Source organism: Methylobacterium sp. CM6246 (genome assembly GCF_054818005.1).
This window is the reverse complement of the sequence record NZ_JBTXKY010000001.1, coordinates 438,179-461,254: the sequence shown is the minus strand read 5'-3', so window position 1 is coordinate 461,254 and position 23,076 is coordinate 438,179. Positions and strand designations below refer to the sequence as shown.

Below are 23,076 nucleotides of genomic sequence, written 5' to 3'. Positions count from 1 at the left end.
CCCCTTGAGATTGATCAGAATCGGCTCACTTAGCCAACGGCACACGTGACCGCTCCGGATCACTGGTGGAGATTGCTGCGGCCTGGACGCGATCGGGAACTTTAAGTAGACGGCCCGTCGGCCGGCCTCGGCCGAGCCACCCGCCCGGACCTCATGGGATGGGGCACCCGGGGGCATGCCGGCACCGCAGCGAAGCACTGCTCAGCTTGCGCTAGCGGAGACGGTCGTGGCTGCGTTACTAGATCCAGGGACGAAATACTGTTCGGCGGACATCGCTGCGCACTAAATATAGATCTTTATACGGCCTGATCTGATCGTTAAATGCTGAGTTTGAGTTATTTTAGATGAAGCATGATCCTGTTTCTGCGTTCGATAACGACAATATCATCGAGGGAATTCCTCTGTCGTCCTACCAGATGCTGAAGCTGGTCGAGGAGCGCGGCGGGGTCGGCTTCTGGTCGCTCGAGATCGCGACCCGGGGGCTGTGGGGCTCCCCCGGCTTCCACCGGGTGACCGGGCTTCCGGCCACGGACGACCTGCGCGGCCTGTTCCGCCGGCTGATCCATCCCGACGACCAGGCCGCCCAGGCGGACCTTTGGGACCTGATCCAGCTCGGCCACGTGGTCGACCGGGAATTCCGGATCATCCGGCCCGACCAGACGGTCCGGTGGGTCGCCCTGAAGACCGGCGTGGTGCTCGGACCGGATGCGCTGCCCGCCCGCACGGACGGCGTCCTGCTCGACACCACGGCCACCCACGAAGCCCGGCAGATCGCGGCCTGGATGCAGGGGCGCCAGACAGGCGTCCTGCGCGCGATCACCGCCGCGACCTGGTCGGCCCATCCCGCCGGGGAGATCGAGATGGCGGCCGGCTGGGAGCGCCTGACCGGGCAGACGGCCACCGAGATGGCGGGGTTCGGCTGGCTCAACGCGCTCCATCCCGACGACCGCCGCGTCGCCCTGGCCGCCTGGCAGGCCGCCCGGACCACCGGCGCGCCCTACCGCGCGGAGTACCGCGTCCGCGGTGCGGACGGGACGTATCGCCGGTTCAGCAGCCGCGGCGCGGCGCAGGCCGGGCCCGACGGAGCGGTGCGTGAATGGTTCGGCCTCGTGCTCGCCGTGCCGGACGACGCGCGCGACGCGGTGCCGGATGCCGCGATCGGGCCGCTGATCCGGGGGGGGCGGGCGGTCCTCGGCTGGTCGATCCAGGACCTCGCCGCGGCCTCGGGGGTCTCGGGCTCCAGCGTCCGGCGGATGGAGGAGTTCGGCGAGGGCCCGCGTCCGAAGATCCGCCAGGCCGTGCGCCAGGCCTTCGAGGGCGCCGGCATCCAGTTCTCCGCGCTCGGCGCCGACCGCGTCGCCATCGAGGTCGATCCCGGGCGCTTCCCGTCAGCTTAGGGCGCGCGCCGCCGAAGTGGGGACCGGCTCTAGCCGCATCCGCCCGCAAAACCGCCCGCCGGATCGAGGCGCTATGCCGGCCCTCGGACCGGGCCGTCGCCCCGCACCCGGGAGCCGGTGTAGGCCATTCGTTAACGTCGGCTCTGCATCCATATCGGCACCGAAACCGTTGCGCGTGTCCAATTCGACCGCCGGGGCAGCTGTCATGACCATCCTGAGCGTGATCTGCCTGGTGACCGGTGCGACCCTCGCGGGCATCGCCCCGAAGCGCTCCGTGCAGCAGGCGGCCCTGGAGAGTGCGGGCGGCAGCCTGATCGTGCTCGGGCTCGTCATCATCGGCGCGGGCCTGCCCCTGTTCGGCTGAGGCGGCGCCGCTCGGTCCGTCAGCGTCCCGGCGCCGCCCCGGCACCTGCGGCCGCGAATCTCTGTCGAGCCCGCTTGCGCCGCGCCCTGATGGGCCGCGTGCGCCGGAAAAACCGCGGCGGTCCTCGACGCCGGCATCGCCGTATCGACCGACCACGGGACGCGCTTCGCGGCGCGTGGTCCAGTCTTGAGCCGTTCCGGCCCGGACGTGCCGCGATGATCGCCGCGAAGATCGGAGAGATGAGACTCATATCCGCGCAAGCTTATCCTGGCCGGAAAGGCTCTGGTATCTGCCGCTGATCGCCCCTATGGTTCGATCTCTGCCATGTCTATTTGTATTTTGAAGTGTTACAAAGAACGAAGCCGAGGCCTTCCAAAGATGTCCGGTCCGGACGGGGATGACAATCTGGGCGCACGCGTCCCGGGCCGCGGGGTTCCGCGGACCGGGGTTCGGGCGTTGGCCACGGGAGCGTTGGCCTTTGAAGCGTTGGCTTTGGACCGGGACGGCGAGATCGCCCCGGCGAGCCTCCTGCAGGGGCGCCGCGAGCTCGTCATCCGCCACGCCGGCCAGCGGTACCGGCTCCGCATCACCGCCAACGACAAGCTGATCCTGACCAAATGACGCCATCCCCCGCCTGGTCGCGCCGCTTCCTCCTGGCCGCCGCCGCCGCGACCGCGCTCGCCCCGCGCGGGGGCGCCGCCAAAGCCGATCCGGCGCCGGCCGGCCGCATCGCCGCCCTCGGGGGCGCCGTCACCGAGATCCTGTATCGCCTCGGCGCCGGCCCGCGGATCGTCGCGGTCGACACCACCAGCCTGTATCCGCCCGAGGCCCTGCGCGAGAAGCCGAATGTCGGCTACCTGCGGGCGCTCTCCGCCGAGGGGCTGCTCGCCTGCGGACCCGACCTCGTGATCGCTGCCGAGGGCGCCGGCCCGCCCGCGGTGCTGGCGCAGCTGCGCGAGGCCGGCCTGCGCGTCGAGACCGTGACCGAGCCGCCGAACCCCGAGGGCGTCCTCGACAAGATCGCCGTCATCGGGCGTCTGGCCGGCCTGGACCGGGAGGCCGGATCCCTCGCCGCCGAGGTCCGCGCCCGCTTCGCCGAGGTCGCGAAAAGGCGCGCGCGGATCGAGACGCCGGCCCGGGCGATCCTCGTCCTCTCCCTCCAGGGCGGCCGCACGGTCGTGGGCGGCACCGGGTCCACGGCCGACGGCATGCTGGCGCTCGCCGGCATCACCAACGCGGCCGCGGGCGTCGCCGGGTTCAAGCCGATGACCGACGAGGCCATCGTGGCCGCCGCCCCCGACGCCGTGGTGATGATGCAGAACGGCCCGGAGCCGCCCAAGCCCGAGACCGTGTTCGCCCCCGATTCGGCCCTGGGCCGGACCCCGGCCGCCGCACAGGGCCGGCTGATCGCCATGGACGGCCTCTATCTCCTCGGCTTCGGCCCGCGCACCCCGCAGGCCGCCACCGAGCTGATGCGCGCGATCTACCCGGGCCTGCCGGGTGAGTGAGGGGGCCGCGCTTGTTTTGCCTGAGAGAGCGGAGCGGATGTCCCGCAAGGCGTCCCGAGTCGTGAGCGGGCCGCTGGGATGCTGAGCCGCCGCGCCGCCCTGCCGTGGGTGTTGGCGGCGCTCGCCGGGCTGATGCTGGCAATCGCGCTGCTGTCGGTGAGCCTCGGAGCGATCCGGATCCCGCCAGAGCGGGTCTTGGCGGTGCTGACCGGGGGCGGGAGCGATCCGGCGCTGGCGCGCGACGCCCTGGTGGTGCTCAACATCCGGCTGCCCCGGACCCTGCTGGGGCTGATGATCGGCGCGGGGCTCGCGGTCTCGGGGGCGCTGATGCAGGGGCTGTTCCGCAACCCCCTGGCCGACCCGGCGCTCGTCGGGGTCTCGTCGGGGGCGGGATTGGCCGCCGCCTGCATCATCGTGCTGGGCGACCGGCTGCTCGCCCATTTCGGCCTGCCGGGGCCGCTGCCCTACCTGGTCCTGCCGGCCGGGGCCTTCGTGGGGGGCTTGGGCGCGACCCTGATCCTGTACGGGCTGGCGACGCGGTCCGGGCGCACCGCGGTGGCGACGATGCTGCTCGCCGGCATCGCCCTGGGGGCGCTGAGCGGCGCGCTCACCGGCCTGCTGACCTATGCCAGCGACGACCGGCAACTCCGCGATCTCACGTTCTGGTCGTTGGGCAGCCTGGGTGGTGCCACCTGGGGCAAGGTCGCGGCCTCGGCACCGCTGATCCTGCCGGTGCTGCTCGCCGTTCCGTTCCTGGGCCGCGGCCTCAACGCGCTGGTGCTCGGGGAGGCGGAGGCGTTCCATCTCGGGATCCCGGTGGAGCGTCTGAAGCGCACCTGCATCGTTCTGGTCGCCATCGCGGTCGGCGCCAGCGTGGCGGGGGCCGGGGTGATCGGCTTCGTCGGCCTCGTGGTGCCGCACGCCTTGCGGTTGGCGATCGGCCCCGAGCACCGCCTGCTGCTGCCGGCCTCGGCGCTGCTCGGCGGCGCGTTCCTGGTGCTGGCCGACGTCGTCGCCCGGCTGGTCGCGGCACCGGCCGAGCTCCCGATCGGGATCGTCACCGCTCTGGTCGGCGCACCGGTGTTCCTGTGGCTGCTGCTCGGCCGGGCGCGGGTCGCCGCCGATGCCTGAGCCGACCCTGCTCCGTGCCCGCGACCTCACCGTCACGGTGGCCGGCCGCGACCTCGTGCGCGACGTGTCCCTGTCCGTGGCGGCCGGCTCCCTGCAGGTGATCGTCGGCCCGAACGGCGCCGGCAAGTCGACCCTGCTGCGCCTGCTCTGCGGCGAGCTGCGCCCGACGAGCGGGCAGGTCGCCTACGGCGGCGAGGCGGTGGAGCGGATCCCGGCCTGGCGGCTCGCCGCGATGCGGGCGGTGCTGCCGCAGGCCGCGCGCCTCGCCTTCCCGTTCGCCGCGGCGGACGTGGCCCGGATCGGCCTCGACGGCATCGGGCGGGGCCTCAAGGCCCGCGACCGTGACGCGATCCTGGCCCGGGCCCTCGACCGGGCCGACGTCGCCCATCTCGCGACCCGGGCCTACCCGACTTTGTCGGGCGGCGAGCAGGCCCGGGTGCAGTTCGCCCGGGTGCTGTGCCAGATGGAGGCCGGCCGCACGGTCGCGGACGGCCAAGTGCTGTTCCTCGATGAGCCCACCGCCAGCCTCGACCTGAACCACCAGGGCGCTCTCCTCGAGGCCGCCGCGGCGCTGGCGGCCTCGGGCGTCGCCGTGGTGGCGATCCTGCACGACCTCAACCTCGCGGCTGCCTACGCCGATACGCTGCTGGTGCTCGAAGCCGGCCGGCTGGTCGCCACCGGGCGGCCCGCGGACGTGCTCCGCGACGACCTGATCGCCCGGGTGTTCGGGGTGCGCTGGCCGGTCGGAAAAATCCCCGGCCCGGACCAGCCGTTCATCCTGCCGCACCGGACTGTTGCAGGTTGGCAACAAAACTGATTCGCGATCGGGTGATCTGGAGATATTTCAAGATATTCCCGAGGAAAGTTGGAATGCATGCAAGCTGATTTGCCGTAGAGACGGTTGAATTAAAATATCGCGTCCGTATACGCCTCAGTTTAACCACTCTGGAGCCGTTTCAGGCCCGAGGTGAATCTTCAATGCGCCGCCATAGATGGCTGTTTTGCCTCGGTGCAGAACGCTGGAGTTTTCGCAAGATCTCGGCCTTCAGCAGCAGGACTGCGTCGCCGGACATTTACAGGTAGTGGGCGGTCGGAGCAGGACTCGGTCCAGGACAAGGCTCACTTGGCGATGCCCATGCGCTCACCTCGCTGTCTGCTCACGCCCTTGATGCTGATTGTGGGGGTGATGAGTGCCCTACAATCGGCCCAGGCCGAGATGGACCCGGAAGTTCTGACGCCTGTGCCAGTCGTGCAAGATGCTCGGCTGGAAGTCAGGGCGCGGCAGGGCGTTGGAGTGGTCCCGCTGCATGTGACGCAAGACTGGACCGTGTCGCAGCCCGGCATCCGGCGCGCAGTGATCGTCATCCATGGGTGGCCACGTCGCGACCTGCGCTCGGGGGAGTATGCTGTCGCTCGAGCCGGGATGGCTGCTGACGATGCACTCGTCATCACGCCACAGTTCCTGATCCAGGCCGATATCGCAGCCCACCATCTCCCGGACACGACCCTGCGTTGGGGGCCCAATGACTGGGCGATCGGACGGGACGCCGCGGCACCGGCCTCGATCAGTTCGTTCGATGTTCTCGATGCGATCCTCGACCGGCTCGCAGATCGGCAGACTTTCCCGAACTTGCGAAAGGTCGTCGTCGCCGGTCATTCGGCCGGTGGCAGGTTCGTTCAACGTTACGCGGCCGTCGGGCATGGGCAGGCCCCACTGCGGACAGCCGGTGTCCACATCCGCTACGTCGTCGCCAATCCTTCCGACTACCTTTATTTTGATGCCGCGCGGCCCTTCGCACCCGCGCCAGGATGCAGCGCCGTCAACCGCTGGGCATACGGACTGGACACTGGCTTGCCGCGCTACGCGACTCAGTTGTCAGATCCAGAGTCTTTATGGACGGAATATCTAGCCAAAGACATCGTTTATCTGCTTGGAACAGACGACAACGATCAAAATCATCCTCAACTCGACCGAAGCTGTGCGGCTGAAGCGCAAGGTCTGAGCCGGCTCCAACGCGGGATCGCGTTTGTGAAGACGATGGCTGCGGCCGGGGCGCTGCGGCAATCCTTGTTGGAGGTGCCGGGCGTCGGCCACCACAGTTCTCAAATCTTTGGCTCGCAATGTGGCGTCTTCGCGCTGTTCGACAACGGCTCCTGCGCTGCGATACCCATCGTCGTTGAGCACAGCGGGCCGATCCATCCGTGAGCCGCAACGCGGACCGCTTCGGCAGGCGCGCCTCATCCTGCCTCCGCTCATGGAAACGGCGGGGCTCTCACCCCGCCGCGGATCCGTTGCGTCGTGGCCGGCCGCCCGTGCGGGCTTACAGGCCGAACAGAACTCCGGCCGAACCGGCCACCGTCATGGCGAGACCGCCCGCGAAGGCGCCGATCATCGCGTAAGAGAAACCCTTCAGGACCATAGCGTGCACCCCTTTCATCGTGCGGCGGGCCTCGGGTGAGGCCCTGCGAACCATCTGCAACGATGATGCCGGTTCGGCGGGGTGCGTGCGGTGCAATCAAACACGCTGCATTGCGGAACGATTGCGCGCGGGCATGACGCGAGGGGACATGGCGCAGGCGGGCATGATGCAGGCGGGATCGGCCGCGTCGGCGTTCGACACCGCCGCGCGCGCCTTCAACGTGCCGCCCCATCACCCCGCCAAAGGGCCGAACCCCTTGGAAGCCCGTACTTACCGGTGCCGGGAGGGATGGTATTCCCGGTAGCTCAGGCCGAGCACGGCGGCGAGCAGCCCGGCGCCCCGGCACAGGGTGTAGAAGCCGCCGACCAGGGTGGCGGGCCGGAGCGACAGCCCGGCGATCCCGAGACGGAGCGCGCCCCCGGCGAGGCGGGCCAGGCCCCGGGCCGCGTTGCTGAGCCGCCCGCTCACCGTCTCCGGCCGGAGGCGGCCGAGATAGGCCTCGACGCTGCCGCTGCGGTACCAGCGCGCCAGCAGCCAGCGCACCCGCATCCGGTGCGCCGGGATGCTGTCGTACACGATCGCGCTGGGCGCCCAGGCGATCCTGTGCCCGGCAAGCAGCAGGGACCGGAAGAAGATGGTGTCCTCGCCGCCCAGGGTGTTGAAGCGCATGTCGAAGGACAGGCCCAAAGCCGTCACCACCCGGAGGTCCAAGAGCGCGTTGGCCGTGTAGGCGTCCGCCACTAGTCCATCGCGGACCGGCAGGGTCTTGGCGAAGAAGCCCCCGGTCGTCGCCCACGCCGGGGGGACCCGGTCGAACAGCGGCACCACCGGGCCGACGCAGGCCGGGGCGCCGGTCCGCCGCGCCGTGTCGAGCAGGCTGCGCAGCCAGTCGCGGTCCGGAACCTCGTCATCGTCGATCAGGGCGATCCAGTCGGCGCCGAGCGTGGCGGCCGCCGTGAGGCTGCGGTTGCGCACCGCCGCCAGGCCCCGGACCGCCTCGCGGGCGTAGGTGATCGGGAAGCGGCCGGCGGTGCGGTAGGCCTCCACCACCGGGATGGCGGCGTCGCTGCGGCCGTTATCGACCACCAGGATCCGCAGGGCGGATTCGGCGAGGTCGCCGAGCCGCTGCCGGTCGATGGCCTTGAGCAGCAGCGCCAGGCCCGCCGGACGCTCGCAGGTGCAGATGCAGAGGCACAGGCGCATGGGGCTCACCGTGGTCCGGCCGGAAGGGCGTCCGGCATCGCGGGGCGCAGGCGACGGCCGGCGCGCTTGCCCGCCGCGGCCATCAGCGAGCTGGTCAGGAACCGCCAGGCCCGGGGCCGGGCCAGCGCCAGGGCAGCGCCCCGGAGCCACCGGCCGCCCTCCGCGGCCTCCACCACCCGGGCGATGACCTGCGCGGTGGCGAGGCTGTCGCGATAGGCGCGGCTGGCCTGCCGGATCCCGGCGGAGCGCGCCCGGTGCCCGGCCAGGGCGCCGCCCTCGGCATAGGCCGCGAAGGCCGCGTCGAGGTGCTCGATGTCGGCGAGCCGCAGCCGGTGGGACAGCGAGGCCGGCCCCCGCCGATACCCGTAGCCCGCATAGGAACTCACGACGAAGCGGGCGCCTTCCGCGAGGGCCGCCACGCAGAACAGGAAGTCCTCGCCGACCCGGACCGTATCGACGTAGCGCAGGCCGTGCCGGCGCACGACATCGGCCCGCAGCATCGGCTTGAGATAACCGAGCTTCACCCCCGGGGTGAGCATCCGGTTGCAGGTCAGGTACTGCGCGAGTTCGACCGTGAACAGGTAGGGCTCGCGGCCGCGGTCCAGCATGCCGGCCCCGCCCGGATCGAAGGCCCCGGTGAAGGGGATCGGGTTGTCGGCGATGAGGTCGGCATCCGTGGCGGCGGCGAGATCCAGGAGCGTGCGGCTCCGGTCCGGGACGATGAGGTCGTCCGCGTCGAGGATCGCCACCCAGCGTCCCCGTGCGGCGGCCAGGGCGGCGTTCCGGGCGGCCGACGGGCCCCGCGGCGCGTGCGTGTGTGCGGCGTCGAGGGGGATCGGGCGGATACGCGGGTCGGCCGCCGCCAGCCGCGCCAGCACGGAAGCGGTCCCGTCCGTAGACCCGTCGTCCACCACCAGCACCTCGACCGCGACGCCGGCCTGATCGAGGGCCGAGCGGATCGCGGTCTCGATCCACGGGGCGGCATTGTGGGCGGCCATGAGGAACGAGATGTCCACGGGCGCCGTCCGCGCATCGGCCTCGATCTGCTTCGCCATCGCTCGTCCTGCCGCCGCCCCCGGGATTCGCGGTCTCCCGGGCCCAGGCCGACCATGGCGTGAAGCGCGCCCGGCGCACGACACTCAAAGGGCGTAGGCGCGCGCCGCACCGTCCCAGGGCGGCGGATTTATGCGCCCCGGCCGGGATCCCCGTGGCTGACCGGGGGGCCAGGGCGGGCGCAGCGCGGTACCGCCTTTCGCCACACCACCATGATCAAATGGGTAATGATCGATACCTATATTGTTCGAGTGCAGGAAAAATCAGACATTATTGCAACGGACCAGGCGAAATCAGCTTTGATATTTATTAAACTTTATGTCTCCAGATGATTTCCGTCGGGCGCGTCGGGCCGCGCATCCAGGACGGGACGGCCCTCCGAGGGCATCAATCACGGGGGATCGTCTTTGCCCATCCGGTTCTACTTCGACGTCGAGAACGGCAGGGAGACGATCCGCGACCACGAGGGCGTGGACGCCGCCGATCTCACCGAGGCCCTGGCCGAGGCGCGCAGCGTCATCCGGGAGATGGCCGACGAGGTCTGCGCCCACGACCTCGGCGGCGGCTGGACGCTCGTGGTGCGGGACGCCACCGGGATTGTGGTGGCGCGGCTGCCGATCAGCCGGAGCGCTGCCTCAGACGCCTGAGCGATTCGAGGCCGCTCACGCCGGCGGACGCTTCGGGCCAGATGACGAGAACGGCATCGTTGCCGAAAAAGACGGGCGCGATGTGCAAGGTGGGGTTCTCGGCTTTGAAGGCTTCGAGATAGGCGGGATCGCACTCGGTCCGCCGGACCGTTCCGATGTATTCGTTCTTGTCATTGTACATGTCGTAATACCCCGACACGATCTTGGCGCTCGGCGTGTCGATCGCATCCACGATTTTCGCGGCCTTGTTCACGAACAGGGCATAGGACATCGAATCGGGATTCTTGTAGTCGCGCGGAATGGCCCCGGAAAGGCCCTTGAAGAAGTCGATGCCCGTGAGGTGGCTTTCGGGGCGCCAGACCCAGCGCGTCGCCCCCAAGCCTTTCATGACCTCTGTGTAGTGCGCAGGCGTATCCGCGATCGTCTGGGCGAAAACCTCGTCCGTGAGCATCGCGCTCTCGTCGATCCCGCCGACCAGGTGGACGTTGCCCGCGTGCCGCGGATGCTTGTGCCGCACCGACAGGATCGCATCGCTGGCCTGCGTCGACAGGGTCAGGGCGGAGCGCGGGTCCAGCACGTGGAGCGCCGTCGCAGCTGACAACGAGACCGGATCGGTCTCCACCTCCTCCTGTGCCGAGCGAGGCTTCAGGGACGTGTCCACCTGCAACAGCGTCAGCGCGGTGGATGGATAGGACGTCACAGACCCGACCGCTGTCATCGCCCCGCCTCCGAACGGTTCCGCTCCGGCACGGAGACCGTGCCCTTCTCGTCGTGAAAGACATGCGGGCGGTCCTCGGACGCCGTCATCGGTCCATCGACCCGCGACACAGAGGCGGGGACGTTCCCGTCTCCGAGACCGCGCGATGGTGCGATCTCGATCGACGACGCGTCAGATCGACGGATCTATCGATCCCTCCCGCATGCCCATGCGCCCGCTTTGGCGGCCAAACCGCCGCGACTGGGCGCGGCAGGTCAGGACCACGGTCGGGGAGGGGAGGGGAGATCCCGCGTCAACGCCGCGCTCAGGATCATCATGATCCAGGACGAGCCGGCTTGCGGCTCCGTACCTCGCTGACGTCCATAGGGGGTGCGAAGCTTTCGCGAGTCAAGAAAAAGATGTCGTCCAGATCGAGATTTGGCTTTTTCGGCTGTGCGTCCTGACAGATCTTGGGCGTTGCTGAGGGTTGTGCCGCCTCATGCCTGTGTCCCGGCTGTGTATTTTCTATTCATATGCAGGGCCGATGCCCGGCGCCATCGGGTGTGGCCCCGATTGGAACAGGGGCGCCTGCAAGCCGATTGCGCCACGCGGTCGCTCGTCCGGGCAAAATCCCGTCCGGCTACGCCCTTCGGAGGAGGCCCGCCCCGCCAAGGGTGGACGGCAGCCGCACCCCAGGCGGCGGATCTGGCGCGGGATCCCTCCTTTTGCGCGGCTGCGGCCGTCCCTCGCCTCGGGCCAACCGGTGGCATGGATCGGAGGCGCCGCGCCCCGCTGCGTGTCCGTGCGAGGCTCTCTCATGCGTCAACAGATGCCCCGTCGCGGGCGGACGATCGGAGGTGCGCTCGCGGCCGGCGGCGGCTACGGCGCCGGCTTCGATACCCTGCGCCTGGTGCTCGCGCTGCTGGTGATGCTGTTCCATGCCGGCGCCACGGTGGGCAGCACGCTCTGGACCGATACGCTGTCGCCGCTGACCGGCAGCCTCGTGCCGCTGTTCTTCGGCGTCAGCGGTTTCCTGGTCGCGGGCAGCGCGTCGCGGCTCCCGGCCGGACCGTTCCTGATCAACCGCGCCGTGCGGATCCTGCCCGCCCTCACCACCGTGACCCTGGTCACGGCCTTCGTGATCGGCCCGGTGTTTTCCACCGATGCTCCGGCGGCCTACTTCGCGCAGGCGGGGGTCTGGCAGTATTGCGCGAACAGCATCGGCCTGTTCCGCGCGCAGCTGCCCGGGGTGTTCACCCAGAACGGGCAGCCCGGCATCGTTAACGCCGCGCTCTGGACGCTCGCGTACGAACTCGCCTGCTACGGGCTGGCGGCGGCCCTGATCGTGGCGGGGCTGTTGCGGCGGCCCGGGGTGCTCCTGGCCGTACTCGTCGCCTTGGCGGTCACGCCCGCCCTGCTGGCCGCGTGCGGGGGGCTGCCCCTGTTCGAGCGGAACGGGCTGTTCCGCCTGTTCTTCCTCGGCCGCGGCGCGATCCTGTTCTCCACCTTCCTGAGCGGCTGCCTGCTGTATGTCTGGCGACACGCCGTGCCGCTCGATGGCCGGCTGTTCGCGGCGGCGGTGGCCGGGTGCGGCCTCGTCTACGGGCTCGGCCCGGACCGGTGGCACCTGGCCGATCCGGCCCTGTCGGGGCTCTGCTTGGCCTATATCGCCGTCGCGATCGGCGTCAGCGATTTCGGCGGGTGGCTCGGGCCGTACAAGGTCGACTACTCGTACGGGCTGTACCTGTCTCACTGCCCGATCCTCAACGCGGTCTATTCCCTGGTCCCCGGGATCGATTCGACGGCCCCGCTGGTCCTGCTGGCCATCGGCCCGACGCTCCTCGCCGCCGCCGCGTCGTGGCACGGCATCGAGAGCCCGGCCTTGCGCGCGCGAAAGCGCCTCGCCCCGGTCGCTGCGGCCCTGGTCGGCCGTCTCATGGAAAGGCGCCGGATCCCACAGGGCGAGCCCTTTGGCAGGGTTCGGGACAGCGTCCCGCTGGAGCGCGGCTTCGCACGACCGCAGGGCTCCGCCCTGCACCCGCAAAAGGTCGAGGACCTTTTGAATCCGTGACGTCTACAGCGGATGGATCAACGCGGGACGCCGGGCCGCCCGGGGCGGGCTCCGCAGGATCCGGCGGGCCGGGGATTCGAGGAGCCGCCACGACGCTTCCGCCAGGAGCAGGGTCAGTGCCAGGTCGAGCGCGAGGGTGACCGAGCGCGGCCCGGCGAGATGCAGGCCGACGGCTGCCAGCACCTGCTCCGCGTGCAGGGGCACGTGGAACAGGTAGGCGGCGTAGCTGATGACGCCGATCCGGCGCAGCCAGGCCGTGTCCAGCAGCGCGACGATGCGGTTGCCCGGGGATTGGACGATCTGGAGCAGGACGAGCGCCGCCAGGATCCCGCTGAGCCGCCCGAGGATCAGCCACCGGCCGGTCTCCCCGGCGAGCAGCGGCAGGGCCAGGAACAGGGCGAGCGCGCCGAGCAGGGCGGCGTCGCCCCGGAGCCAGCCCGGCAGGGGCTGCGTGCGCAGGCCGGCCAGACCCCCCAGGGCGATCAGCCCGAGATTGGCCACCGTGTCGACGTCGAAGCTCACCGGCCAGGCGCCGGCCGACCACAGGGCGACGTGCATCAGCACGCTGGCGCCCACGAGCGCGCCGCACAGCGCCCCGAGACGGCGCCGGGGCAGGAACAGGGCCGCCGGCGCGAACAGCAGGTAGAACTGCTGCTCGACGGCCAGGCTCCAGAGATGGCCCAGCTCCGTCCCCCAGCCGTTCCGCTCGATATAGACGTTGGTCAGGTACAGCCACGTCGAAAGCTTGAACGCGTCGTCGCCGAGGTTCAGCGGGCCGCCCAGTCGGGTGGTGTAGAGCACGAACAGGAAGACGTAATACACTGGCACGATGCGGGCGAGCCGGTTCCGGTAGAACGCAAGCAGGCTGTCCATCGGCGTCGCCGCGCCGGCCTCGATGCGCCCGCGGGCCGCCGCCAGGATGCGGACGATCAGGAAGCCGCTCAGCACGAAGAACAGCCAGACCCCGGCGCTGCCCAGCGCCTCGGTGCGCGGGCTCGGCGCCTTGTGACTGGCGAAGACCATCAGGAAGGCCACCGCCCGCAGGCCGTCGAACCCGATGATGCGGCGCTCTGCTGGGACCATGCACGCCTCGTCCGATGCCGGAGCCCGTCCCGCCGCGCGGGCGCGGTCGAAGCGGATCGAGCGCCCGGTCTAGGCCGGCCGGACGCGGGGGGCGGCCTACCTCGATCGGCGTAGGCCGGGTCGCCTGAACATCTGCCGCATTGCTGTATTCGGCCTTAGACCCTTCGTGTTTAGGGTTGTTTAACAATATCGAAGTGGGGTATGGTCGCGATGGCCCGTCCGATTCCGGGTGGAACACTGATGTGAACGGTCATCGCTCACACGCACCGGTTTGCAGACGACGCGATGCCGTGCAGCGCGATGTCTCGCGCCACGCCATGCCACAGGCCGTCCCGGGGGCCCGCCGCACGCGGCGCGGATTCGGGGCTCCGCCCGGCCGGGGCGCTCACCGACGCATCCCGAGCAGGACCACGAGGCCCACGCCGATCGCGGCTCCGGCCTGGGCCGCCAGCAACGCGACCAGCCAGCCCTGCAGCAGGCCCACCGCGAAACCGATCGCGCCCCCGATCAGCGCAGCAAAGACCAGAAGGACCAGCAATTACTTATCTCCACTGGTGATTCGGTGGTCCTGCCCCGGCTTTATCCCGCAAGTTTTCCGCTGTGCCAACGGCTCAAGACTTTCGCGTGTCAAATATTGTCCCCGTCCCGGCCGCACCGGCCCGCGGGTTTCGATCGCATCTCGCACTGTCGCATCCACCTTTCGCACCGAGTGAGGAGCCGCCGCCATGCTGCGTCCGGTTGGGACCCCGACCTCCATCACCCCGTCGTCGCCGCACCATATGGTCGAGACGATCAACGAAGCGTTGGTCATGACGCTGCCGACGGCTTCTCCAGCGCGCTTCGGGCTCCGGCTCGGCTGGGCCACCAAGCGCACGCTCGATACCGGGGTGGCGTTGACGGCCCTGTGTCTGCTGCTGCCGCTGCTCCTGTTCATCGCCCTGTTGATCTGGGCCAGCGACGGCCACGCGCCGATCTTCCGGCATCGGCGGCTCGGCCGGAACGGGCGTCCGTTCGGGTGCCTGAAGTTCCGGTCCATGATCGCGAACGGCGACGCGGTCCTGGCCGCGCACCTGGCGGCGCATCCCGAGGCCCGGGCCGAGTGGGAGGCGACCCACAAGCTTACCCGGGATCCCCGGGTGACCACCCTGGGCCAGGTGCTGCGCAAGACCTCGCTCGACGAACTGCCGCAGCTCTGGAACGTGCTGCGCGGCGAGATGAGCCTGGTCGGCCCGCGCCCGATCGTGCAGGGGGAGGTCGTCCGCTACGGGACGGCGTTCACGCTCTGCTTCTCCGTGCCGCCCGGGGTCACCGGTCTGTGGCAGGTCTCGGGCCGCTCCGACACCAGCTACGCCGAGCGCGTCGCCCTCGACCTGGACTACGCCAGCCGCTGGAGCCTGCGCCGGGATCTCGCGATCATGCTGCGCACCATTCCGGCGGTGCTGGCCCAGCGCGGCAGCAAGTAGCGCCGCGAGCCGACGACGGGACGCCGCGAGAGCGCTCGCCGCCGAGGTGGATCCCGGTTTGGCGTCAGCGAGCGCGTTGCATCAAGGGCTGAGAGCTGTTGGCGATTGCAACGCGATCCGGGACGGCTCTCGGCGTCGGGTGTGGGCTGCGTCGGGTCGGGCAGGCCCTCAGGCCGGGTCGTCCTGGTCCAGGGGCGCCACGACGCAGAGGCGCCAGAACTCCACGAAGCCGACCGCATACACAGCGATGAGAAGGCTGAACCCGGACATCAAACTTGGCCCCGCAGTGACCGCAATCGTGAACGTGCGGGGGACAAGGTTAATGTTTCGTTAGGGTTCCGCGATAAGCCGGCGGCGTCGTGCCGCCCTACCGGCAGACGATCGAGCCCTTGAAGCCGCACGGGTCGCCCAGCTTGGTGAAGGCGACGCGCTCGAAGGCGGCCGAGACCGGCTGTCCCGGGTAGGTGGCCGGCCCGAGCCACGACTCGAAGTCGCGGCCCTGGCCCGTCCAGATGCTGAGCATGATCTTGCCGGGATGCGACGGGATCGGCCGGTCGGGCGCGGCCCGCACTTCACGCAGCAGCCGGCCGTTGACCGACCAGCGGATCCGGTCGGGTAGCCATTCGAGCGCGTAGTCGGCCATGGTCGTCGCGGCGTCGAAGCCCAGCGCCTCGACGCTCTCGTGCTGGCCGGTACCGCCGGTGAAGTAGTTGAGCTGGACGCCCTTCGTGTCCTTGCCCAAGAATTCGAAATCGATCTCGTCGTTCGTCCGGCGGTCGCCGTCGTCCGGGCCGTTATAGGTGAAGAACGCCGAGACCAGGCCGGAGGCCGCGCCTGGCCGCATCCGGACCTCGTAGGTGCCGTAGCCGTAGCGCTCCTTGGTCTGGATCTCCGCGCAGCTGAAGGCGCGCTCCTTGTAGGGGCTGTCGGCCAGGGTGAGGGTCAGCGCCCCGGGGCTGGGGATCTGCACGCGCTGGCGCGACCACGTGCACTTCTGGAAGTCGCCGTTGACCCAGCCGTCGGCCACGTACCAGCGTCGATCGCCGAGGGTCGCGAAGGTCTCCACGAAGGAGCCGCCGCCCCGTAACGCCGGCGCGTCGCCGGAAGCCGGGGCGGGATCGTCCCCGGCCGCGACCGGCAGGACCGGCAGCAACAGGGCCGCGGCCAGGCAGCCGGTGCGGATCGGGCGGCGCGGTCTCGTCATGCTCATCGTCTCGCGTTGGCCGGTTCACGGATTCCGGCGCAGTATCGGCGCGTCCGGCCGCGGCGGCGGTGATCTTTCGGACGAGCGGATCCGGCGCCCGCGCCCTCCTTTTGGACGATGTCGCGTGCCGCGCGCGGGCCGCCTACGGTGCGGGATGGCCGTCCGGCCCCTGCCGGGCGGGGAGTCTTCGGAGTCGTCCGGTGCGAAGCGTCCAGGCCCAGAGCGACGGAGCGGATGTCTGCGTCATCATCGCGGCGCGCAACGCCGAGGCCACCATCGCGACCGCGGTCGCCTCGGCGTTGCGCCAGCCGGAGGTCGCCGAGGTCATCGTCGTCGACGATGCCTCGACGGACCGGACCAGCGCGGCCGCCGAGGCCGCCGGTGACGGGACCGGCCGGCTGAAGCTGCTCCGGCTGACGCGCAACGCCGGACCGGCCGCTGCCCGCAACGCGGCGCTGGCGGTGGCGACCGCGCGGCTGCTCTGCGTCCTCGATGCCGACGACACTTTCCTGGACGGGCGCCTGGGCCGCCTGCTGTCGGCCCCCCGCAGCTGGGACCTGATCGCCGACGACATCATCCTGGTCCGGGGGAGCGCGGCGGCCGCGGCCGGGAGCCTCGTGACGGGGCCCGGCCGGCCACAATTGCTGTCGCTCGCGGGGTTCGTCTCCGGCAACATCGGACGCGCGGGCGAGCACCGGCGGGAACTCGGGTTCCTCAAGCCGATCATGCGGCGCTCGTTCCTGCAGCGCCACGGCCTGCGCTACGACGCCCGGCTGCGCCTCGGAGAGGATTACGCCCTCTACGTCGAGGCCCTGGCGGCGGGCGCCGTGTTCGCCGTCACGGCGCCATGCGGCTACGTGGCGGTCGAGCGCGCGGATTCGTTGAGTACGCAGCACCGGACCGAGGACCTCGCGGCGATCATCGCGTTCGACGAGACGATGCTGGCCCGTCCGGACCTCGCGCCGGGCGCCCGCAAGGCCCTGCGGTCCCATCGCGACGCCACGATGCGGAAATGGCAGCACCGGCGCGTCCTCGACCGCCGGCGCTCGCACGGCTACGCGGCGGCCCTGCGCGAACTGCTGTACGCCCCGCGGGCCTGGCGGCACATCGCGTCCGAGACCCTGGAGGCCAAGCTGGCCCGGCTGATCCCGAACCGTGCCGCGACCGGGGATACGGCTCCGCGCCTGCTGCTCGGGCCGAGCGAGCGCCTGCGGCCGGCGCCCTGAGAACGCGCCGCCCCCGGCTTCGTCAGTGATCGCGCTCGCCGCTCCGGGGCCGGACGGCCGACACGTCGCACTGGACGTCGTCCAGCGCGCAGCGGACCCGCTCCAGCGCGGCGCTGAACAACGCGGTGGTGTGCGGATCGCCGGTCCGCGCCGCCTCGGCGTTCCGGAAACTGTCCAGCAGGTACGGCATCATCTTTCCATGAAGTGCCAGGTAGGCGCCGGGGTTCGAGAGTTCATAGACGACTGCCAGGGCATGATAGGCTCGCGCCAAAACCTCGAGTGCAACATCCGCACTACGTGAGCCCTGGTCACAATCATCGCTGATCTTCATCGCGCCGATAATCTTGTTTCCATCCCTAGTTGGGGACTAACATGCTCCGTTAACACTGTCGATGCTTCAAGCTAGGGCCAGTGTCGCCGCCCTAGCGTGGTGAGAGATTTAGCGCGGCCTCATGGCTCAACTGCAACAGTCCGGTATTCGGCCTTCGGATACCCCGTGCGCGGTACAGAGCGGAGGCTCGCCTGGTCCGGGTTGGCGCGGTTCCACCCCACTCCCGTCATCCGGGGGTGAGGGAGCGAAGCGCAGGCCTTTGCGTTCGCGCAGCCGGCCGGAGGGCTTCTTCGAGGCGTCCGCGTGCGGGGAGGGGCGCGGGATCGTCCCCATTCTGTATGGCTCTGTCCACACCCGAAGGCAGGCCTCAGCGGGCGCGGTCGATCGGCCCGGTACGATTCGATGGCACCCCGTCGTGTCCCGCGCGCGGCTCAGCCACGCATGTATCGGGTCGGCCGGATCATCGTCGCGATCTTGCTTTCGACCTCGAGCAGGACGCCGTTCACAAGGTGAGCCGCGCCTTCGACCGTTCCCGCCGCCAGGGTCTCGCGGCCGCTGGTCTCCTGGATGATACGGAAATTGTCTTCGACGAACGCGCGAATCTTCTGCTGGACGCCATCGAACTCGCCCGGGTGCGCTGTCTCGTAGAGGAGGGCCAGGGCGAGATAGGCGCGACCGACCATGTCGAGCGCGAGGCCGGCGCTCATCTCGCTGTCTGTCGGGGGCACGGCGCGTGAGTTCCTTGTCAAGCTCTATCTTGCAAATCTACCAGGCTGTTCGGGTGTAAACAATCAGCAAAAACACTTGTGCGGGTGCTTTTATTGAATTTTTAGCTGTTGATCGCTTGCAAGCCGGCCGGATACTGTTCCTCGTGTGGCCGCTGGATGACGTCGGGCCCAAGTATGCGCGATGCGCAGCCGCCTTGTGCGTGTGTGCCAAGTGGCTGGACCGTCATCATAAGATTTAACACCTCAATTTCTCAGCCAGCACGAAATATGGTTCGATCACCCGCACTATTAGAAGTTATGATCCGAAACGATGGACGTTCTTGTGTAAAGTTATATGATTCAGATCTGCCGGTAAATTTTTTTACATACTGATACGTAACAAATGATCATGTCAACCCACTTGATTAATTTCAGGGCACGTTTTTAAGGTCGGCACAATGCCGGGTTAGAGAATCTTTCCATATGAAAATCTTCGAACGCTTAAGAATACTGCACAAGATGTTTGTGCCGATCTTAATCATGGCGCTCGTGAGCGTTGGAACGATCTATTATACGCTCAGTATGTTGGGGGATATCACCGAGCGTAACCACGTGTTGGTGGATTATTACGTCGCGCGGTTGGAGGCGTTCGCGCGGGTCCGGCAGAACGTGCAGACCGCCGGCCTCATGAACCGCGCGATCATCATCGGTCAGCCGCAGAACGAGATGTCCGACTTCGAGAAGGCGTATCGCGATGCGGTGAAGGGCACGGCGGACGATATCGCGACGCTCGCCGAGGGCGCGCTGAAGAAGGAGGTGCGGGACCTGCTGCTCGAGATCGGTACGATCACGCGCGAGTATTACGATGTCCTCGACAGATCCAACGCGCTCGCGCTGAAGAACGATCAGGCCGCCGCCACGCAGCTGGCCATGGGGACGAGCCAGCAGGTCGCGAAGCGGTTCGACCGGACCGCGCGGGTCTACGAGGGGCGGGTCGATGCCCGCCTCTCCGACGGGAAGAACGCCACCGAGGCCGCGGCCAAGCAGGCGCGGCTGGTCCTGATCGGCTCGGCCGCGGCGGGGCTGCTCGCCGCCCTGGCCCTCTCGGGCGCCATCATCGTGTTCGGTGTGACCCGGCCCCTCGGCAGCCTCGTGGCCGTCCTGCAGCGGATGGCGAAAGGCGAGATCGACGCGGTCATCGCGGAGGCGCGCCGTGGCGACGAGATCGGTGCGGTCGGGCGCGCGGTCGAGCGCATCAAGGAGAGCGTCGCCCGCAGCGCGGCCGAGGAAGCCGAGCACAAGCTGGCCGCCGATGCCGCGGCCTCCGCGGCGCGCCGGCGCGCCCGGCTGGACCTGGCCCAGGGCTTCGAGCAGGCGGTCGCCGGCATCGTCGATCAGGTCGCGTCCTCGGCCACGGAGCTGCAAGTCACCGCCCGGGCGATGACGGACATCGCCCAGGAGGCCGGCACCCAATCCGGCGCGGTGGCGTTGGCGGCCGAGGAAGCGGCCGCCAACGTCAACACGGTCGCGGCCGCCACCAAGGAACTCGGTGGTTCCATCCAGGAGATCGGCCGGCAGGTGCAGGGGTCCACCGATCTGGCCCAGCGGGCCGTCGGCGAGGCCGACCAGACCGCCGCCCTGGTTGCCGAGCTGAGTGCGGCGGCCACGCGGATCGGCGACGTGGTGCAGACGATCTCGGCGATCGCCAGCCAGACCAACCTGCTGGCGCTCAACGCCACGATCGAGGCTGCCCGCGCCGGCGAGGCGGGCCGTGGCTTCGCCGTCGTGGCCTCCGAGGTGAAGGAGCTGGCCGGCCAGACCGCCAAGGCGACCGAGGAGATCGCCAGCCAGATCGGCCGGATCCAGGGCGTCACCGGCGAGGCCGTCGGCGCGATCGGCACGATCACCAACCGGATCCGTGAGTTGAACGGGGTGGCGAGCTCGATCGCCGCCGCGGTCGAGCAGCAGGGCGCGGCGACCCAGGAGATCGTGCGCAACATCGCCCAGGCCACCGCCGGGACCCGGGAGGTCACCGGCAACATCGTCGGTGTCGCGGGTGCTTCCGAGCAGACCGGGGAAGCCGCCGGCAAGGTGCTCTCGGCCGCGACCGGTCTGTCACGCCAGTCCGAGCGTCTCACCGCCGAGGTCGCCCGCTTGCTGGCCACCATGCGCGCAGCGTGACGGCTCCCGCCGGTTCGAGCGCCGCAGGCCGCCGACGCTGTCCCTCACCCATCGCCCGCCGGGACGCCCTTCCCCGCAGGGAGGGGCGTCCGGCCCGATCCGTCGTGCGGGAGTGCGGGAGAGCAGTCGTCCGGACGATCGGATCGCCCGGGTTCAGGCGGTACGCGCCAGGCCCATCCGGTCCTGCGCCACGCCCCGCATCGTCCGCAGCTTGAGCGCCGCGACCCGGTTGTGCCGCGCCATCGCGCGCAGGGTCTCGGCGGTCTCGGGATCGCCGCGCTCCGCCAGGGCCTGTGCGGCTTGCGCCAGGCCGGCGGCGGTGGCGTCGGCCAGCGCGGCGACGCGCGGATCGGGCGAGGACGTCGGTCTGGCCATGGTTGTCCCTGATCGAAGGCGTCTCGATCCTCCGAACGAAGGGTTAACAACCGGTAAAGGCCGCGCGTCCGGTCATTTGCGGATCGGAAAGCGCCCGACCAGCCATCCGGCCTCGTCCCGCACCAGCAGGGTCCAGGGCGGCCCCGGATGCGCGTCGGCGATCTCGTCGGCCATCTCGGCGATGACGCTGCGCGCTTCGAACAGGGCTTCCTCGAGGTCGGTGGCCTCGACGCCCGTCGGGTCGTGGAGCGTGATCTCGGCGTTGGCAAGCTCGAAGTAGAAGCGTGCGGCCAAACGGGCTCTCCCCCTGCGAAAATCCCCGAGAGAGTTCGTCCCTGCGATCGTCTCCGTCTAAACCCCATGAGATCCGGCCTAATAGAAGGGAAAAAGACTTAGCTTTTAGGCTGCCTGGTCTCTTGCGTGGCCGGGGAACACCGCGGGAGCGGCCGGACCTAAGCCTAGCGAGGTATCCGGCCGGCCTTGGGGCCGGGCAGCCCCGCGACCGCGCCCGTACCCCGTCCCGCCGACCGGCCCTACGCCTAAGTCATGAGGTGCCGCCCCGCCGCCGCCGCCGTAGACCGGACTCACAGGGCGCGCGGTGCGACGAGGCGAGCATGAACATCACGATGGTCGGGTCGGGCTATGTCGGGCTGGTCTCCGGGGCGTGCCTGGCCGATTTCGGCCACAGCGTCGTGTGCGTCGACACCAACCGCGACCGGATCGATGCACTGAATGCCGGGCAGATCCCGATCTACGAGCCCGAGCTCGGTGCCCTCGTGGCGGAGAACGTCCGCCAGGGCCGGCTGTCCTTCGTCGCCGACCTGGAGCTCGCCGTCGCGGAGGCCGACGCGGTGTTCATCGCGGTGGGGACCCCCTCGCGACGCGGCGACGGCTTCGCCGACCTCTCTTTCGTGTACCAGGCGGCCCGCAGCATCGCCCGGGCGCTGACCCGCTTCACCGTGGTGGTGACGAAGTCGACGGTCCCGGTGGGCACCGGCGACGAGGTCGAGCGCATCATCCGCGAATTGCGGCCGGACGCCGACTTCGCCGTGGTGTCGAACCCGGAATTCCTGCGCGAGGGCGCGGCGATCTCCGACTTCAAGCGCCCGGACCGGATCGTCGTCGGCACCGAGGATCCCCGGGCCGAGGCCGTGATGCGCGAGGTCTACCGGCCGCTCTACCTCAACGAGGCGCCGATCCTGGTGACGTCGCGGCGCACCGCCGAGCTGACAAAATACGCCGCCAACGCGTTCCTGGCCGCCAAGATCACCTTCATCAACGAGATCGCCGACCTGTGCGAGCAGGTCGGCGCCGACGTGCAGCAGGTCGCCCGCGGCATGGGCCTCGACAACCGGATCGGCGGCAAGTTCCTGCATGCGGGGCCGGGCTACGGCGGCTCGTGCTTCCCCAAGGATACGCTGGCTCTGGTCAAGACCGCCCAGGATGCGGGGACGCCGCTGCGGCTGGTCGAGACCGTGGTCGCGGTCAACGACCAGAGGAAGCGCGGCATGGCCCGCAAGGTCATCAAGGCGTGCGGCGGGGTCCGCGGCAAGACGATCGCGGTGCTGGGGCTGACCTTCAAGCCGAACACCGACGACATGCGCGATGCGCCCGCTCTCGCGATCGTGGCCGGCCTGCAGGATGCCGGCGCCCATGTCCGCGCCTACGACCCGGAGGGCATGGAGCAGGCCCGGCCGCTCCTGCCGGGCGTGGACTTCGCGCAGGATGCCTACGCGTGCGCGGAGGGTGCGGACGCCCTGGTGATCGTCACCGAGTGGAACGCGTTCCGGGCGCTGGACCTGCCGCGGCTCCACGCCACGATGCGCATTCCGGTCCTGGTCGATCTGCGCAACGTCTACCGGCCCGAGGAGGCCCGGCTGCACGGGTTCGCCTATACCAGCGTCGGCCGCGCCGAGGAGCCTGCCGCGCCCCGGGTCGAGCCCGCGGCCCGGCCGCTGCTGGCCGTCGGCTGAGGCGGCCGCCCTGCGGGGCGGTCCGGCTCAAAACAGAGCGCC

The 23,076-nt window shown here is 69.7% G+C and carries 23 protein-coding genes; 13 read left to right on the top strand and 10 right to left on the bottom strand.

Annotation, left to right across the window (positions count from 1 at the left end; translation table 11 throughout):
• The first annotated feature begins 344 nt into the window (after positions 1-344).
• The 7 genes from ACYQPG_RS02340 to ACYQPG_RS02310 all read left to right on the top strand — a co-directional run bounded on the left by ACYQPG_RS02340 (position 345) and on the right by ACYQPG_RS02310 (position 6,606).
• The gene (locus ACYQPG_RS02340) at positions 345-1,397 is read left to right on the top strand and encodes a PAS domain-containing protein (protein ID WP_461230172.1); all 1,053 of its coding nucleotides are present in this window, start codon (positions 345-347) and stop codon (positions 1,395-1,397) included.
• Positions 1,398-1,602: 205 nt separating this feature from the next.
• The gene (locus tag ACYQPG_RS02335; RefSeq protein ID WP_187277971.1) at positions 1,603-1,761 is read left to right on the top strand and encodes a hypothetical protein; all 159 of its coding nucleotides are present in this window, start codon (positions 1,603-1,605) and stop codon (positions 1,759-1,761) included.
• Positions 1,762-2,217: 456 nt separating this feature from the next.
• Positions 2,218-2,382: a hemin uptake protein HemP gene (gene hemP, locus ACYQPG_RS02330; protein ID WP_461230171.1), complete on the top strand. Its 165-nt coding sequence runs from the start codon at positions 2,218-2,220 to the stop codon at positions 2,380-2,382.
• Entirely contained in the window at positions 2,379-3,269 is an 891-nt protein-coding gene (locus ACYQPG_RS02325; RefSeq protein WP_461230170.1) for a heme/hemin ABC transporter substrate-binding protein, read from the top strand. The genes hemP and ACYQPG_RS02325 overlap by 4 nt, the downstream gene beginning before the upstream one ends.
• A gap of 78 nt (positions 3,270-3,347) precedes the next feature.
• A complete protein-coding gene (locus ACYQPG_RS02320; protein ID WP_461230169.1) occupies positions 3,348-4,400 on the top strand; it encodes a FecCD family ABC transporter permease in 1,053 nt (350 codons plus the stop codon).
• Complete coding sequence (locus ACYQPG_RS02315) at positions 4,393-5,217, top strand: heme ABC transporter ATP-binding protein (RefSeq protein WP_461230168.1); 825 nt, start codon at positions 4,393-4,395, stop codon at positions 5,215-5,217. The genes ACYQPG_RS02320 and ACYQPG_RS02315 overlap by 8 nt, the downstream gene beginning before the upstream one ends.
• Before the next feature lie 312 nt (positions 5,218-5,529).
• Complete coding sequence (locus ACYQPG_RS02310) at positions 5,530-6,606, top strand: alpha/beta hydrolase (protein ID WP_461232408.1); 1,077 nt, start codon at positions 5,530-5,532, stop codon at positions 6,604-6,606.
• Positions 6,607-7,090: 484 nt separating this feature from the next.
• On the opposite strand, the gene ACYQPG_RS02305 is transcribed toward ACYQPG_RS02310, so the two are convergent.
• Both ACYQPG_RS02305 and ACYQPG_RS02300 read right to left on the bottom strand, forming a co-directional pair.
• A complete protein-coding gene (locus tag ACYQPG_RS02305) occupies positions 7,091-8,023 on the bottom strand; it encodes a glycosyltransferase family 2 protein (protein ID WP_461230167.1) in 933 nt (310 codons plus the stop codon).
• 5 nt (positions 8,024-8,028) lie between these two features.
• Positions 8,029-9,078 (bottom strand): glycosyltransferase family 2 protein, encoded by a 1,050-nt coding sequence (locus ACYQPG_RS02300; protein ID WP_461230166.1) that lies wholly within the window; start codon positions 9,076-9,078, stop codon positions 8,029-8,031.
• Positions 9,079-9,483: 405 nt separating this feature from the next.
• Between ACYQPG_RS02300 and ACYQPG_RS02295 the strand changes: the two genes are divergently transcribed.
• Complete coding sequence (locus ACYQPG_RS02295) at positions 9,484-9,723, top strand: DUF6894 family protein (RefSeq protein ID WP_461230165.1); 240 nt, start codon at positions 9,484-9,486, stop codon at positions 9,721-9,723.
• Here the strand turns inward: ACYQPG_RS02295 and ACYQPG_RS02290 are convergent.
• Positions 9,695-10,300 (bottom strand): hypothetical protein, encoded by a 606-nt coding sequence (locus ACYQPG_RS02290; RefSeq protein ID WP_461230164.1) that lies wholly within the window; start codon positions 10,298-10,300, stop codon positions 9,695-9,697. The genes ACYQPG_RS02295 and ACYQPG_RS02290 overlap by 29 nt on opposite strands.
• A 937-nt stretch (positions 10,301-11,237) precedes the next feature.
• Between ACYQPG_RS02290 and ACYQPG_RS02285 the strand changes: the two genes are divergently transcribed.
• Positions 11,238-12,491, top strand: coding sequence for an acyltransferase family protein (locus tag ACYQPG_RS02285; RefSeq protein WP_461230163.1), 1,254 nt, complete (start codon positions 11,238-11,240; stop codon positions 12,489-12,491).
• Between the two features lie 3 nt (positions 12,492-12,494).
• On the opposite strand, the gene ACYQPG_RS02280 is transcribed toward ACYQPG_RS02285, so the two are convergent.
• Together ACYQPG_RS02280 and ACYQPG_RS02275 are read right to left on the bottom strand one after the other, a co-directional pair.
• Positions 12,495-13,574: an acyltransferase family protein gene (locus ACYQPG_RS02280; protein WP_147906521.1), complete on the bottom strand. Its 1,080-nt coding sequence runs from the start codon at positions 13,572-13,574 to the stop codon at positions 12,495-12,497.
• A 385-nt stretch (positions 13,575-13,959) separates the two neighbouring features.
• Positions 13,960-14,112: a hypothetical protein gene (locus ACYQPG_RS02275; RefSeq protein WP_187193450.1), complete on the bottom strand. Its 153-nt coding sequence runs from the start codon at positions 14,110-14,112 to the stop codon at positions 13,960-13,962.
• Positions 14,113-14,299: 187 nt separating this feature from the next.
• On the opposite strand from ACYQPG_RS02275, the gene ACYQPG_RS02270 reads away from it, so the two are divergent.
• The gene (locus tag ACYQPG_RS02270) at positions 14,300-15,037 is read left to right on the top strand and encodes a sugar transferase (RefSeq protein WP_147939439.1); all 738 of its coding nucleotides are present in this window, start codon (positions 14,300-14,302) and stop codon (positions 15,035-15,037) included.
• A 367-nt stretch (positions 15,038-15,404) separates the two neighbouring features.
• On the opposite strand, the gene ACYQPG_RS02265 is transcribed toward ACYQPG_RS02270, so the two are convergent.
• The gene (locus tag ACYQPG_RS02265; protein ID WP_461230162.1) at positions 15,405-16,241 is read right to left on the bottom strand and encodes a family 16 glycosylhydrolase; all 837 of its coding nucleotides are present in this window, start codon (positions 16,239-16,241) and stop codon (positions 15,405-15,407) included.
• Positions 16,242-16,441: 200 nt separating this feature from the next.
• Here ACYQPG_RS02265 and ACYQPG_RS02260 point away from each other — a divergent pair, with 200 nt between their 5' ends.
• On the top strand, positions 16,442-17,467 hold the full coding sequence (locus tag ACYQPG_RS02260; protein WP_461230161.1) for a glycosyltransferase family 2 protein: 1,026 nt from the start codon (positions 16,442-16,444) through the stop codon (positions 17,465-17,467).
• A 22-nt stretch (positions 17,468-17,489) separates the two neighbouring features.
• Here the strand turns inward: ACYQPG_RS02260 and ACYQPG_RS02255 are convergent, their stop codons facing one another.
• Entirely contained in the window at positions 17,490-17,798 is a 309-nt protein-coding gene (locus ACYQPG_RS02255) for a hypothetical protein (protein ID WP_147906517.1), read from the bottom strand.
• 431 nt (positions 17,799-18,229) lie between these two features.
• The gene (locus tag ACYQPG_RS02250; RefSeq protein ID WP_147906516.1) at positions 18,230-18,505 is read right to left on the bottom strand and encodes a hypothetical protein; all 276 of its coding nucleotides are present in this window, start codon (positions 18,503-18,505) and stop codon (positions 18,230-18,232) included.
• A 540-nt stretch (positions 18,506-19,045) separates the two neighbouring features.
• Between ACYQPG_RS02250 and ACYQPG_RS02245 the strand changes: the two genes are divergently transcribed.
• The gene (locus ACYQPG_RS02245) at positions 19,046-20,686 is read left to right on the top strand and encodes a methyl-accepting chemotaxis protein (RefSeq protein WP_461230160.1); all 1,641 of its coding nucleotides are present in this window, start codon (positions 19,046-19,048) and stop codon (positions 20,684-20,686) included.
• 153 nt (positions 20,687-20,839) lie between these two features.
• On the opposite strand, the gene ACYQPG_RS02240 is transcribed toward ACYQPG_RS02245, so the two are convergent.
• Positions 20,840-21,061, bottom strand: a complete 222-nt coding sequence (locus tag ACYQPG_RS02240) for a hypothetical protein (RefSeq protein WP_147939441.1) — start codon at positions 21,059-21,061, stop codon at positions 20,840-20,842.
• 72 nt (positions 21,062-21,133) lie between these two features.
• On the bottom strand, positions 21,134-21,355 hold the full coding sequence (locus ACYQPG_RS02235) for a DUF6894 family protein (protein ID WP_147906513.1): 222 nt from the start codon (positions 21,353-21,355) through the stop codon (positions 21,134-21,136).
• 320 nt (positions 21,356-21,675) lie between these two features.
• On the opposite strand from ACYQPG_RS02235, the gene ACYQPG_RS02230 reads away from it, so the two are divergent.
• Entirely contained in the window at positions 21,676-23,034 is a 1,359-nt protein-coding gene (locus ACYQPG_RS02230) for a UDP-glucose dehydrogenase family protein (protein ID WP_147939442.1), read from the top strand.
• The last annotated feature ends 42 nt before the right edge of the window (positions 23,035-23,076 follow it).

Bases quoted from the DNA above. Each gene is read 5' to 3' on its own strand.
- ACYQPG_RS02300 (WP_461230166.1), bottom strand. From the start codon at position 9,078: ATGGCGAAGCAGATCGAGGCCGATGCGCGGACGGCGCCCGTGGACATC.
- ACYQPG_RS02240 (WP_147939441.1), bottom strand. From the start codon at position 21,061: ATGGCCAGACCGACGTCCTCGCCCGATCCGCGCGTCGCCGCGCTGGCC.
- ACYQPG_RS02245 (WP_461230160.1), top strand. From the start codon at position 19,046: ATGGCGCTCGTGAGCGTTGGAACGATCTATTATACGCTCAGTATGTTG.
- ACYQPG_RS02280 (WP_147906521.1), bottom strand. From the start codon at position 13,574: ATGGTCCCAGCAGAGCGCCGCATCATCGGGTTCGACGGCCTGCGGGCG.
- ACYQPG_RS02250 (WP_147906516.1), bottom strand. From the start codon at position 18,505: ATGAGCGCCGGCCTCGCGCTCGACATGGTCGGTCGCGCCTATCTCGCC.
- ACYQPG_RS02230 (WP_147939442.1), top strand. From the start codon at position 21,676: ATGAACATCACGATGGTCGGGTCGGGCTATGTCGGGCTGGTCTCCGGG.
- ACYQPG_RS02270 (WP_147939439.1), top strand. From the start codon at position 14,300: ATGCTGCGTCCGGTTGGGACCCCGACCTCCATCACCCCGTCGTCGCCG.
- ACYQPG_RS02340 (WP_461230172.1), top strand. From the start codon at position 345: ATGAAGCATGATCCTGTTTCTGCGTTCGATAACGACAATATCATCGAG.
- ACYQPG_RS02320 (WP_461230169.1), top strand. From the start codon at position 3,348: ATGCTGAGCCGCCGCGCCGCCCTGCCGTGGGTGTTGGCGGCGCTCGCC.
- ACYQPG_RS02310 (WP_461232408.1), top strand. From the start codon at position 5,530: ATGCCCATGCGCTCACCTCGCTGTCTGCTCACGCCCTTGATGCTGATT.
- ACYQPG_RS02335 (WP_187277971.1), top strand. From the start codon at position 1,603: ATGACCATCCTGAGCGTGATCTGCCTGGTGACCGGTGCGACCCTCGCG.
- ACYQPG_RS02255 (WP_147906517.1), bottom strand. From the start codon at position 17,798: ATGAAGATCAGCGATGATTGTGACCAGGGCTCACGTAGTGCGGATGTT.
- ACYQPG_RS02325 (WP_461230170.1), top strand. From the start codon at position 2,379: ATGACGCCATCCCCCGCCTGGTCGCGCCGCTTCCTCCTGGCCGCCGCC.
- ACYQPG_RS02265 (WP_461230162.1), bottom strand. From the start codon at position 16,241: ATGACGAGACCGCGCCGCCCGATCCGCACCGGCTGCCTGGCCGCGGCC.
- ACYQPG_RS02315 (WP_461230168.1), top strand. From the start codon at position 4,393: ATGCCTGAGCCGACCCTGCTCCGTGCCCGCGACCTCACCGTCACGGTG.
- ACYQPG_RS02305 (WP_461230167.1), bottom strand. From the start codon at position 8,023: ATGCGCCTGTGCCTCTGCATCTGCACCTGCGAGCGTCCGGCGGGCCTG.
- ACYQPG_RS02285 (WP_461230163.1), top strand. From the start codon at position 11,238: ATGCGTCAACAGATGCCCCGTCGCGGGCGGACGATCGGAGGTGCGCTC.